This window comes from Escherichia sp. WS568, from assembly GCF_046486085.1.
Lineage (GTDB): Bacteria > Pseudomonadota > Gammaproteobacteria > Enterobacterales > Enterobacteriaceae > Escherichia > Escherichia coli.
In genome coordinates, this window is record NZ_JBJQMC010000013.1 from 28,483 (window position 1) to 41,202 (window position 12,720).

At 47.4% G+C, this 12,720-nt stretch carries 8 protein-coding genes and 1 pseudogene; 5 read left to right on the forward strand and 4 right to left on the reverse strand.

Annotated elements, in window-relative coordinates; genetic code table 11:
• Positions 1 to 54: 54 nt before the first annotated feature.
• Positions 55 to 672 (forward strand): DUF1287 domain-containing protein, encoded by a 618-nt coding sequence (locus ACJHWR_RS15340; RefSeq protein ID WP_000648015.1) that lies wholly within the window; start codon positions 55 to 57, stop codon positions 670 to 672.
• Between the two features lie 24 nt (positions 673 to 696).
• Here the strand turns inward: ACJHWR_RS15340 and yijE are convergent, their stop codons facing one another.
• The 4 genes from yijE to ACJHWR_RS15360 form a co-directional block, all read right to left on the reverse strand.
• On the reverse strand, positions 697 to 1,602 hold the full coding sequence (gene yijE, locus ACJHWR_RS15345) for a cystine transporter YijE (RefSeq protein ID WP_001271242.1): 906 nt from the start codon (positions 1,600 to 1,602) through the stop codon (positions 697 to 699).
• Positions 1,603 to 1,695: 93 nt separating this feature from the next.
• On the reverse strand, positions 1,696 to 3,876 hold the full coding sequence (gene katG, locus ACJHWR_RS15350) for a catalase/peroxidase HPI (RefSeq protein WP_001296626.1): 2,181 nt from the start codon (positions 3,874 to 3,876) through the stop codon (positions 1,696 to 1,698).
• 328 nt (positions 3,877 to 4,204) lie between these two features.
• Positions 4,205 to 5,095 carry a methylenetetrahydrofolate reductase gene (metF, locus tag ACJHWR_RS15355; RefSeq protein ID WP_000007512.1) on the reverse strand — a complete coding sequence of 297 codons (891 nt, stop codon included), beginning with the start codon at positions 5,093 to 5,095 and terminating at the stop codon, positions 4,205 to 4,207.
• Between the two features lie 381 nt (positions 5,096 to 5,476).
• Positions 5,477 to 7,030, reverse strand: coding sequence for a bifunctional metallophosphatase/5'-nucleotidase (locus ACJHWR_RS15360; protein WP_000694763.1), 1,554 nt, complete (start codon positions 7,028 to 7,030; stop codon positions 5,477 to 5,479).
• A 132-nt stretch (positions 7,031 to 7,162) separates the two neighbouring features.
• On the opposite strand from ACJHWR_RS15360, the gene ACJHWR_RS15365 reads away from it, so the two are divergent.
• The 4 genes and pseudogenes from ACJHWR_RS15365 to ACJHWR_RS15380 form a co-directional block, all read left to right on the forward strand.
• Positions 7,163 to 8,290: a hypothetical protein gene (locus tag ACJHWR_RS15365; protein WP_000067197.1), complete on the forward strand. Its 1,128-nt coding sequence runs from the start codon at positions 7,163 to 7,165 to the stop codon at positions 8,288 to 8,290.
• A 232-nt stretch (positions 8,291 to 8,522) separates the two neighbouring features.
• Positions 8,523 to 10,073 (forward strand): bifunctional metallophosphatase/5'-nucleotidase, encoded by a 1,551-nt coding sequence (locus ACJHWR_RS15370; protein WP_001261171.1) that lies wholly within the window; start codon positions 8,523 to 8,525, stop codon positions 10,071 to 10,073.
• Between the two features lie 40 nt (positions 10,074 to 10,113).
• Positions 10,114 to 11,733, forward strand: coding sequence for a bifunctional metallophosphatase/5'-nucleotidase (locus tag ACJHWR_RS15375; protein ID WP_001361700.1), 1,620 nt, complete (start codon positions 10,114 to 10,116; stop codon positions 11,731 to 11,733).
• A gap of 77 nt (positions 11,734 to 11,810) precedes the next feature.
• Positions 11,811 to 12,656: pseudogene (locus ACJHWR_RS15380) on the forward strand (nucleoside-specific channel-forming protein Tsx); the annotation flags it as partial.
• Between the last annotated feature and the right edge of the window lie 64 nt (positions 12,657 to 12,720).

A 12,720-nucleotide genomic window follows, 5' to 3' on the forward strand; every position in this document is an offset into this window, starting at 1 on the left:
AATCGTTAGCCCGGAAGGTCGAATCTGTGACTCTTATTTTCACGGACGAACCAGATGAAAGCTTCACTGGTGCTGGTCAGCCTGCTAACGGCAATTACCAGCCACTCCTTAAAATCTCCCGCCGTTCCACCAACCGTGGTACAGATCCAGGCCAACACCAACCTTGCCATCGCAGACGGTGCCAGACAGCAAATCGGCAGCACGCTATTTTACGATCCGGCGTATGTGCAGCTTACCTATCCTGGCGGTGATGTCCCGCAAGAACGCGGCGTATGTTCCGATGTGGTGATCCGTGCATTGCGCAGCCAGAAGGTCGATTTGCAGAAACTGGTGCACGAAGATATGGCGAAGAATTTTGCTGCGTACCCGCAAAAATGGCAGTTAAAGCGCCCGGACAGCAACATCGATCACCGTCGGGTGCCTAATCTGGAAACCTGGTTTACCCGCCACGATAAAACACGCCCCACCAGCAAGAACCCCAGTGACTATCAAGCGGGCGATATTGTCTCCTGGCGATTAGATAACGGGCTGGCACATATTGGGGTGGTGTCAGATGGCTTTGCCCGCGACGGTACGCCGCTGGTGATACATAACATTGGCGCAGGCACGCAGGAAGAAGATGTACTGTTTAGCTGGCGGATGGTGGGGCACTATCGGTATTTTGCTAAATGAGCGCTCGCCCCACATGTAAAAAATTCAGATCCTTTTTACGCTGACGGCTTCTTTTTTCTTACGGCTCACCAGCGCCAGTGCCAGCACAATCAGCACAATGCCGCTACCTTCAACGGCCCCCGGATTTTCACCGAGCAGCCACCAGGAAAAGAGTACGCCGCAAACGGGAACGGCCAGTGTGCTTAAGCTGGCAATACTGGCAGGCAAGTTTTTCAATACAAACAACCATAAGCTCCACGCCAGCGCTGTCGCCAGAATCGCACTGTAGGCCAGCGCCCAGAACACGGTGGGTTGCCAGTCAATTTCACGTTGCGGCACCAGTAAAGCGACCACGCTCATCACCAGCGCCGCATACAGCATCTGCCAGGATGTTAGCGACAATAAATCCACGCGCGGATGGCGGGCATACAGACGTTTAGCAACAATCGCGCTCGCCCCCCAACTCACACCGGAGAGGATTGCCAGCATGGCGCTTTTCATCGAAGAGAAATCGAGTTGCCACGGCTGCAACACCAAAAATAAGCCGAAAGCGGCAATCAGAATCGCGAAATATTGTCCGCGTCGCAGGCGTTCACCGAGAAACAACGCGGCGAAAATTACCACCCAGAACGGCATGGTATAGCTCAGGATTGCCACCTTCCCCGCTCCTCCGCTGACCAGCGCCCACTGCGCCAGGCCGACCATCCCGCAGGTTTGTAACAGGGCAATGGCTAAGGTGTATTTAAACGGCGTCGGGCGCATGCCGCGACCGCGTAATAAAAGGACGATGAATAAAACGAGAGCGCCGAAAATGCAGCGTAAGGCGGTAAAGTCGAAGGCACCGATGTAGCTGGTGACTTGCTTCATGAAAATCCAGCTATAACTCCAGATAAGTGTGAGCACAACCAGGCCACTGATTGCCAGTGGGTTGCTCTTTCCTGCGGCAGACATGAGAGATCCAGTGTGTAGTTTTCCTGTGGACACTATACGCCGGTAAAGAAACTTCAGCGACTGCCTGAAAGGCAGTCGCTGAAGAAGGTCAGATTACAGCAGGTCGAAACGGTCGAGGTTCATCACTTTCACCCATGCCGCCACGAAGTCTTTAACAAACTTCTCGTGGGCATCGCTGCTGGCGTAAACTTCCGCCACCGCACGCAGGACAGAGTTAGAACCAAAGACCAGATCCGCACGGCTGGCTGTGTATTTCACTTCGCCGGTTTCGCGGTCACGGCCTTCGAACAGCTCTTTCGATTCGTCGGTCGCTTTCCACTCGTAACGCATATCCAGCAAGTTCACGAAGAAGTCATTGCTCAATACGCCAACGCGGTCAGTGAAGACGCCGTTTTTGCTGCCATCGAAGTTGGCACCCAGTACGCGCATCCCGCCCACCAGCGCAGTCATTTCCGGCGCGGTCAGGGTCAGTTGCTGGGCTTTATCAATCAGCAGTGACTCGGTGGTGGAAACGTCCAGACGAGCGCGATAGTTACGGAAACCGTCAGCAATTGGCTCCAGCAGTTCGAACATCTCAATGTCAGTCTGATCCTGACGCGCATCAACGCGACCCGGCGCAAACGGTACATGAATGCTCAAACCTGCGGCGCTTGCGGCTTTCTCAACACCAACCACACCAGCCAGCACGATGATATCTGCCAGCGAGGCTTTACCAGACTCTTTCTGAATTTTCTCCAGAACTGGCAGAGCACGAACGGCTGCGGCGTTCACATCCCAGTCGCGCTGCGGCATTAATGCCAGACGTGCACCATTGGCACCACCACGTTTGTCGCCACCACGGAAGGTAGAAGCAGACGCCCAGGCCACCGATACCAGCTCGCTGACAGACAGACCAGAATCCGCAATCGCGAATTTCAGATCGATAATGTCCTGCTCGGTCGGGTTGTAGATCGGCTGCGGCAGAGGATCTTGCCAGATCAGATCTTCTTTCGGTACTTCCGGCCCGATGTAGCGAGATTTCGGCCCCATATCCCTGTGCGTCAGTTTGAACCAGGCACGGGCAAAGGCTTCGTTGAACGCCTGCGGATCGTTGAGGAAACGACGAGAAATCTTCTCGAACTCAGGATCAAAACGCAGCGTCAGGTCGGTCACCAGCATTGTCGGTTTACGTTTCTTCGACGGATCGAACGGATCCGGGATAATTTCCGGTGCGTCTACCGCTTCAAACTGGATTGCGCCAGCCGGGCTGCGGGTCTGTACCCACTCATATTTGAACAGGTTCTCGAAGAAATAGTTGCTCCACTGGGTCGGTGTCTGGGTCCAGACCACTTCCAGACCAGAGGTGATGGCATCTGCGCCAACGCCGCTGCCGTAAGTGCTCGCCCAGCCTAAACCTTGTTCTTCAATCGGTGCAGCTTCTGGATCAGGACCTACATTTGATGTCGGACCGGCACCGTGAGTTTTACCCAGCGTATGACCACCCGCAATCAGCGCCACGGTTTCTTCGTCGTTCATGCCCATGTTGCCGAAGGTCGCGCGGATAGCTGCTGCCGCAGAAAGCGGTTCGCCGCTGTGATCCGGGCCTTCCGGGTTAACGTAAATCAGGCCCATCTCGGTTGCGCCCAGCGGTGCTTTCGCCAGTGCTTCCGGATGACGGTGGGTCAGCCAGGCTTTTTCATCACCCCAGTTAACATCCAGATCCGGTTCCCAGACGTCTTCACGACCGGCACCAAAACCGAAGGTACGGAAGCCGGAGTTTTCCAGCGCCACGTTACCCGCGAGGATAAACAGGTCGGCCCAGGAGATTTTCTGACCATATTTCTGTTTGATTGGCCACAGCAGGCGACGCGCTTTATCGAGGCTTACGTTATCCGGCCAGGAGTTCAGCGGTGCAAAACGTTGCTGACCACGACCCGCGCCGCCGCGTCCGTCGATGGAACGGTAAGTACCCGCGCCGTGCCAGGCCATACGAATAAACAGACCGGCATAGCTGCCCCAGTCGGCAGGCCACCACGGCTGAGATTCTGTCAGCAGGGCTTTCAGATCTTTTTTCAGGCCGTAGTAATCTAATTTGCTGAATTCTTTGCGGTAGTCAAAGTCCTCACCCAGCGGGTTAGAACGATTAGAATGTTGGTTTAACAGGTCAACACGGAGTTGATTTGGCCACCAGTCGCGCGTGGTTGTGCCCCCACCCGCGCTCTGGTCGTGACCGCCCTGATGGAACGGGCATTTGCCAGTGGCTGTCGTGTTATGGATATCGTCTGACGTGCTCATCAATGTGCTCCCCTCTACAGTGTTACCGTTACGATACACAGCGTTAGAGAGAAGTTATAATTGAATTAATCCACGGATGCGATAGTTGAGATCTTACATATTGTTGGTTAAAGAGATGTAGATCAAATTGATCGTAATTAAGCTTTTTTGATTATGTCCGAATTCGGACAAATGCTTTATAAAAAAGGATTTTAGCTTCATATCCTTCAAGTAATGAGGGAGAAAACAAGGCTGACAACCTTATTTTCCCGCCCTCATTTCGAGGCAGCATTTTGTGCTCTGTTTAAAATTTGTGATCACTGTGTGATTTTCACAAAAGCCACACTATTTATAAACCAGGTCGAACACCCAGCGTATGGCAAATCGCGTAACTCATTTCAGCACGGTTAAGCGTATAGAAGTGGAAATCTTTTACCCCTTCACGACTTAAAATCTTCACCATATCCATGGCAATATTCGCGCCCACCAGCTTGCGGGTTTCAGCGTCGTCGTCCAGCCCGTCAAACATTTGCGCCATCCACGCCGGAATACGCACGTTGGTCATGTCAGCGAATTTCTTCGCCTGTTTAAAGTTAGATACCGGCAAAATGCCCGGAATGATTTCCACATCAATGCCTGCCGATACGCAGCGGTCACGAAAACGCAGGTAGCTTTCGACATCAAAGAAGAACTGAGTAATCGCGCGGTTGGCTCCGGCATCGACTTTGCGTTTCAGGTTGAGCAAATCCGCCTGAGCGCTTTTTGCTTCCGGGTGAACCTCCGGATACGCCGCCACGGAGATATCGAAATCTGCCACTTCTTTTAACAGCGTCACCAGGTCAGAAGCATACATTTCCGGCTTACCGCTTCCCGGCGGCAGATCGCCACGCAGCGCCACGATATGACGAATACCGTTATTCCAGTAGTCACGTGCAATGGTGCGCAGCTCGTCGGGCGTCGCATCAATGCAAGTAAGATGCGGTGCCGCTTCCAGACCAGTGCGATCTTTAATGCCTTTAATAATGCTGTGCGTACGGTCACGCTCGCCGGAGTTCGCGCCATAGGTCACCGACACAAACTTCGGTTTCAGGTTGCTAAGGCGATCGATGGAGTTCCACAGGGTCTGCTCCATTTCACTGGTACGCGGCGGGAAAAACTCGAACGAAACGTTAATCTGCCCCTGGACTTCTGCCAGACTCTGATTCAGGGCATCCCGCTGGCTGGCGTGAAAAAAGCTCATACCTTACCTCATCAATCGCTTGTAGTTATATGTTGTGTTGTGAACATCTATCCATTTAGACGTCCAGATGTAAAGATGAAGGAAAAGCCGAGGGGCGTCAACCGAAAAATGACCAATGATGGTGAGGAAAAATCAGGGAAGTTGAAAAAAACTCATCTTAATTAGAGGCGATAAAAGATTTCTCTATAGCGCAATCCACCTCGCACGTTTTGACTGATATTCTGACAACACAGCGACACCTGGGCTTATTCGAAAAACAACGTCCTGCCACCGGATGGTGATGCTAAGGCATCTGATTCGGCCTGCGCCCTCGCGTAGGCCGAATACTGGATCTGCAAAATCAACTGGTAACAAACAGATGAATCAACTCAATACGTACTTTTACTTGATATCTTTCACGCGCATACCGTTGATCTGTTCATCCGTGATGGTGTTACCCGCTTTGAAGTAATCAACCACGGCGTGATAAACGTAATAACCGCCCGTTGTGTTACGCGCTTTCCCTTCGGTAAAGGCGGTAAAACCATCTCCACCATCAGCAAGGAAACTCTGAGTAGCAATGTGGTAAATCGTCGCATCTTCAATGGGTTTGCCATTCAGAGTCAGCGTGATTACCCGCTGACCAACCGGCTTACTGCTGTCGTACTTCATTTCCAGGCCTTTCGATACCTGTAAAACGCCATTACTCAAACTTGCGCCGTGTTCCATCAAACTGCGTAATTGTTTACCCGTGAGATCCATCGTCACCAGTTCGTTGGGGAACGGGAAGGTACTGATGACGCCACCCATCGTAATTGCACCCGCCGGGATCTCATTGCGAATCCCGCCAGAGTTGGTTAACGCCAACTGGGTATTTTTACCCGCCGCTGCCAGCAAAGCGTCTGCCGCCAGGTTCCCGAGAGAAGCTGATTCACCATAGGCACGTTTTAGTTCAACCGGCGATTGCGCCACCGTTTGTTGCACGACTTCATCCAGCTTTTTGTTCCAACTATCAATCACCTGTTTCGTTTGCGGATCGGGCTTCCACTCATCGGCGTAAAGGGTTTTAAGCTCGAAGTTTTTCACCGTAAAAGTGTGCGGCTTCTCTTTGTAGTCGAGAACCAGTTTACCGACATCAATCCCGCCGCTGTCAGTGGAGAGGATTAACGTATTGCCGACTTTAATCGGTTCCGGCGTACCCACATGTGCATGCCCGGTGATCAAAATATCCAACCCTTTCACCTGACTTGCCGTCTGAATATCTTTATCCAGTGCGCGACGCACATCCGTGCCTCCCATACTGGACTGGCGGGCCGGAACACCTTCGTGGATCAGGGCGACGGTTAGATCAACCTTGCCTTTGAGTTCATCGATATAACGTTGTAGCCATTTAATTTCATCACGCGCCTCAATACCCACTCGCGTTGCCGCAGATACCGTATCATTAAAGGCAAATACACCGTGCAAACCAATCACGCCAATTTTCACGCCGTCTTTTTCAATGATGGTATAGGGCTTATCCCAGAATGATTTACTGCTGTTCTGATAAAAAACATTACCCTGCACAATCGGGAATTTTGCCTGACTCAACTGTAATAACGTATTGTCCCAGCCGTGATCAAATTCATGATTACCTATAGTGACCGCATCGAATGGCATGGTATTCATAATATCGATAATCGCCTTGCCTTTAGTCAGGCTGCTGATATACGGTCCGGTAAAATAGTCACCCGCATCAAAAAACCAGGTCGCTTTGTTTTTAGCTTTTTCTTGTTTAACAAGCGTAGTGATATTTGCCCAGCCGCCAATATCCCGTTTACCGTCAGCAATCCACGGCACTTTATAAGGCTCTACATGTGCATGGAGGTCGTTGGTATAAATGATGGTGACATCTTTGGCGCAAGCCCAAAACGGCAGTGTTAATGCGATACCCGCAGCAAGCATTTTAATTTTCATAAACAATCCCTTCCAGTGAGATAAAGGATTGCTACATTACGTTCTGAAAGGCTTTTTTATGTGAGAATACTCACATCCAGAGGCGATAACTGTAGGACAAAATCAACGACCTTATGAAATCGTTGGTGATATATGTCAAATCTGTTTGCGATTAATGTCTGTAAAACGTTCGGTTGTCGAAATTTGGGATTGGCCTCATCGGAAGATTACAGTTGGCCAGACTATAAACTGGGTTTTCCGGCACTGCACTGCCAGGCATGCGGAAGTTACCCCCCTTTGTTTGATGAACAACAATTTCGTGACTGGTTGTCAGTTCACATGACTGCGTGTGCCATAGAAACAGGGCATTTTTGTCCATCATGCTATTGTAAAGAAAAGATTTTTTATGGCCACAACCCGCAGGGAACACAACGCGTTCAATGCCGTTCATGCAAAAAAGTCTGGACTCCGAAACAGCAGCCAGCAAGAGAAATTACGTATCCCCAGTCCATTGAAACCGTTCAACTGTTCATGCCCTTTCAAGGAGCCAGCGCAGTACAAAAGCTCTATGTTTTAGTCAGTCTTGACGCCACTCGTGGCAACATCCTTCATCTCTCCACGAATTATACGCAACATCAGACAGGAGACAGTCTGCGGTACAGTTACAGAGGCAATACAGAACCAACTGAGCACCATAGCGATATTGTGCAGAGGGTAGATATGCGTGAAGCGCAATTCTTGCGCCGGAGCCAGTTCGATGAAATTCAGTATGGCAGTGCTGTGCTCAAGCGCAACGGCAAGGGAGCCATACTACGCCCGGTTATCACGGCACACGGGCATTTCAGAATACTGAAAATCCGCTTTCCACATGTCAAAACGCATATCATTTCACACGAATGTTTTCTGAGAGGCGCAATTATTACAGCCTGGGCAGATCAGTTCCGCCAACAACAAGGCGAACTTTGGTTCGTAGAAGAAGAAATCAGCGACCGTAACGCTGATATTCCCTGGCATTTTCAGGGAACGACATACCATGGTTGGTGGCAAAATCAGTGGCAACGCTGGGGGCAGGGGAATAACAGCAAGATGGTCTGCCTGCTCACAGGAGTCTCCTTAGAAAGGGGCGCAAATGTTTCTCTGGCAACCAGTCGTTGCTTTATCACATGGCTGACAGACCAACACGACTTTACCCAAAGCGCGTTATTATCCGCAGGTCGCGTAACGAAAATGCTGACCTCACTGGCGTTAAAATACAATGAATCGCTCACTCCATCTTGTTAGTCAATACACTCGACAAACGACCATAAATTAATGGGATCACTATTTCTCATTTAATTAAATATATGAATATATGACTGAAAAATATAATCACAGTCAATGTTTAATTAATAACATTATTTGTTACCAAGATCACATAATACTTTCCTGACCTATGCTTACATAAAAATAAGACACGGTGTTCCTTTTATTTAAATAATTCAACCAATGTAACAACCCCTATCAAGGAGGGATGATGAGAACTGTATTTACGACTTTATCAGTCATATTCAGCGTGATGTTTTCTCACAGTATACTAGCTCAGGACGTTACTATTTATTATACGAATGATATTCACGCACATGTCAATCCGGCAAAAATTCCCGCTGTTGATAAGAACAGACTTGTAGGTGGTATGGCTAATATTGCAGGCATCGTTAATGAAGCGAAGAAAAAAAACAAAGATGTCTTTTTCTTTGATGCAGGCGACTATTTTACCGGTCCGTATATCAGTACCCTGACCAAAGGTGAAGCTATTATTGATATCATGAACACCATGCCCTTTGATGCGGTGTCCGTTGGTAATCACGAGTTCGATCACGGCGTGCCCAATATGGTATCTCAGTTATCAAAAGCAAAATTCCCCATTCTGCTGGGAAATATTTACTACACCGATACAAATAAACCAGTTTGGGATCATCCGTGGACCATTATCGAAAAAGATGGTTTAAAGATTGGTGTGATTGGATTGCATGGTGCATTCGCTTTCTATGATACAGTCGCGGCAAAAGCACGTGAAGGCGTAGAAGCCAGAGACGAAATTAAATATTTAAATAAAGCACTTGCAGAATTAAAAGGTAAAGTCGACATTACCGTTTTGCTAATTCACGAAGGTGTTCCGGCGCGTCAATCAAGCTTTGGTAGTAAAGATGTGGAGCGGCTACTACAGGCAGATATTGAGACAGCTAAAAAAGTGAATGGTGTTGATGTCTTAATTACCGGTCACGCACATGTCGGAACACCGCAACCAATAAAAGTTAATAACACATTAATTGTATCTACCGATGCATACGGCACCGACATCGGAAAACTTGTGCTTGATTACAATCCGAAAACAAAGAAAATTGATAGTTATAATGGTGAGTTAATCACCATCTTTGCAGATCAATTTAAACCTGACACCATCGTTCAAAATACTATCGATAAATGGAGCGTAAAGCTTAACAAAATAACACAGGAAGTTGTCGGCCATTCTCCCGTAGTTTTAACACGTGAGTATGGCAGTTCTTCTTCTACCGGTAATCTTATTCTGGATGCAATGATGGAAAAAACACCTGATGCCATTGCCGGATTTCAAAATAGCGGTGGGATGCGAGCTGATTTTCCTAAAGGTGATATCACACTGGGAGATGTTATTAGCACATTCCCCTTTAATAATGACCTCATCGAGATGGATTTGACGGGCCGCGATCTCAAATCGTTGATGACGCATGCAACCAATCTAACTAACGGTGTGTTACAGGTTTCAAAAAGCGTTGCGGTTGTCTATGACAGCAAAAAACCACTCAACCAACGGTTAATCTCTTTCACCATTAACGGCAAACCCGTGGAAGATAATCAAACATATCGTATTGCCACGCACTCCTTTTGTGCCAGTGGTGGTGACGGTTTTGAAGCATTTTTGAATGGAAAAAATGTGAAGACGATACCGGGAACAACCTCGGCGGAATCTATCATCGATTATTTCAAAAATCATAAACCTGTCACCCCAGACTTAACTAAACGAGTCATGGACGTCGCCAAATAAAATATCATTTATCAGTCTATATATTTAACAAGGAATGCGAATGAAAACAGTGCAGCGTACTTTACTTGCCGCAACATTGCTGACTATTTTTTCGGTCTCAGTCATGGCGCAGGATGTCACGATTATTTATACAAATGATCTTCACGCTCATGTGGATTCTTATAAAGTGCCGTATATCGCAGACGGAAAACGCGACATTGGCGGCTTTGCCAATATATCTACTTTAGTAAAACAGGAGAAAGCGAAAAATAAAGCCACCTTTTATTTTGATGCTGGAGACTATTTCACCGGCCCTTATATCAGCAGTCTGACAAAGGGCGAAGCAATAATTGACATTATGAATACCATGCCTTTTGACGCAGTATCAATCGGTAATCATGAGTTTGACCATGGCTGGGATAATGCCCTGCGACAATTAAGCAAAGCGAATTTTCCTGTTTTATTGGGCAATGTTTATCATAAAGAGAGTGAGAACCCCTTCTGGAACAAGCCCTACACCATCCTGGAAAAAGATGGCATCAAGATTGGTATTATTGGGCTACACGGCGTATTTGCATTTAATGATACGGTCTCGGAGCTCTCTCTCCAGGGACTCGATAATGACAATAATAACCGCTTTGATAAATCTTCCGAGACCCTTAAGAATCAGGGGATTGAAGCACGTGATGAAGTGAAGTATTTGCAGCATTATATCGACGAGTTACGTGATAAGGTTGACCTCACTGTGGCGCTGGTTCATGAAGGCGTTCCGGCGCGTCAGTCCAGCATTGGCAATACAGATGTTAGACGCGCTCTTGATAAAGATATTCAAACCGCTAGCAAGGTGAAAGGATTGGATATTCTGATTACCGGGCATGCCCACGTCGGAACGCCAGAACCAATCAAAGTCGGCAACACCTTAATCCTTTCAACTGATAGTGGAGGTATCGATATTGGTAAATTAGTCCTTGATGTCAACCCTACAGCTCGTACCCATAAAATGAAGAGCTTTGAGCTGAAAACAGTTTATGCCGATGAATGGATACCCGATCCAACGACACAAAAAGTTATCAATGGCTGGAATAAAAAACTGGCGGATATTGTACGCCAACCAGTGGGTGAATCATCGATTGCATTAACTCGCGCCTATGGTGAGTCATCGCAACTAGGCAACCTGTTTACCGATGCAATGCTTGTCGCTGCTCCGACTGCACAGATTGCATTGATAAACTCCGGCAGCTTACGTGCGGATATAAATGCAGGCACGATTACCTTTGGCGACATTACCAGTACATTCCCCTTCAAGAATGAACTTACTGAAATGGATCTCAGCGGTAAGGATCTGCGTAACCTACTGGAACACGGGGCATCGCTTACCAATGGCATCCTGCAAATGTCAAAAGGCGCAGAAATGCGCTATACCCCGCAGAAACCAGTAGGTCAGCGCATAGTATCTTTTAAAATTAATGGTGAAGAGATCGTTGATACGAATATTTACCATGTTGCAACAACGACTTTCCTTGCACTGGGGGGCGATGGTTTTCTGGCATTCAAAGAAGGGAAAAATGTTCAGGTCCGCGCCGGAAATAACATGTCCGATGTCGTGATCGATTATTTGAAGAAAGGCCACAAGATTACGCCTGCACAGGTAAATGAAATGCGGGTGGACGTTAGCAAATAATAAAAAAATTATAATGCCATTCATTCACTGAATGGCATTATTTTCTCTAAATCAACAATAGATAATGAGATATATTTATGTGTATAAAAAAGCACGGGATAGCTTTATCGATTCTATTAATACCTTGCATTGGAAACGCTCAGGAAATTAAAAGTGAGGAAGGCTGGTTACATCAAAGCTTGAATGTCATTGGTCGCACAGACTCTCGCTTTGGCCCAAGGCTGACTAACGACCTCTACCCTGAATATACTGTAGCAGGAAGAAAAGACTGGTTTGATTTTTATGGTTATGTTGATCTACCAAAATTCTTTGGCGTCGGCAGTCACTATGATGTTGGGATCTGGGATGAGGGCTCACCACTATTTACGGAAATAGAACCTCGGTTTTCCATTGACAAATTGACCGGATTAAATCTTGCGTTCGGCCCTTTTAAAGAATGGTTCATTGCAAACAACTATGTCTATGATATGGGTGACAACCAGTCATCCCGGCAAAGTACATGGTATATGGGGCTTGGTACAGATATCGACACGGGTCTACCAATTAAGCTTTCTGCCAATATATACGCCAAGTATCAGTGGCAAAACTATGGTGCCGCTAATGAAAATGAATGGGACGGATATCGATTCAAAATAAAATATAGCATTCCTCTTACCCATTTATTCGGAGGGCGATTGGTATACAATAGTTTTACTAACTTTGATTTTGGCTCCGATCTTGCGGACAAATCACACAATAATAAACGAACCAGTAATGCTATTGCTTCAAGCCATATCCTTTCCCTGCTATATGAACACTGGAAATTTGCATTTACACTACGTTATTTTCACAACGGTGGACAATGGAATGCTGGGGAGAAAGTTAACTTCGGAGATGGTCCATTTGAATTAAAAAACACAGGATGGGGAACCTATACTACTATTGGTTATCAATTTTAAATCAGGTGATGTTTTAGATATTTTTACTTAATGCCATTTTGTAATTGTC

Coding starts and splice junctions, on each gene's coding strand:
- ACJHWR_RS15370 (WP_001261171.1), top strand. CDS start 8,523: ATGAGAACTGTATTTACGACTTTATCAGTCATATTCAGCGTGATGTTT.
- yijE (WP_001271242.1), bottom strand. CDS start 1,602: ATGTCTGCCGCAGGAAAGAGCAACCCACTGGCAATCAGTGGCCTGGTT.
- ACJHWR_RS15340 (WP_000648015.1), top strand. CDS start 55: ATGAAAGCTTCACTGGTGCTGGTCAGCCTGCTAACGGCAATTACCAGC.
- ACJHWR_RS15375 (WP_001361700.1), top strand. CDS start 10,114: ATGAAAACAGTGCAGCGTACTTTACTTGCCGCAACATTGCTGACTATT.
- ACJHWR_RS15360 (WP_000694763.1), bottom strand. CDS start 7,030: ATGAAAATTAAAATGCTTGCTGCGGGTATCGCATTAACACTGCCGTTT.
- ACJHWR_RS15365 (WP_000067197.1), top strand. CDS start 7,163: ATGTCAAATCTGTTTGCGATTAATGTCTGTAAAACGTTCGGTTGTCGA.
- metF (WP_000007512.1), bottom strand. CDS start 5,095: ATGAGCTTTTTTCACGCCAGCCAGCGGGATGCCCTGAATCAGAGTCTG.
- katG (WP_001296626.1), bottom strand. CDS start 3,876: ATGAGCACGTCAGACGATATCCATAACACGACAGCCACTGGCAAATGC.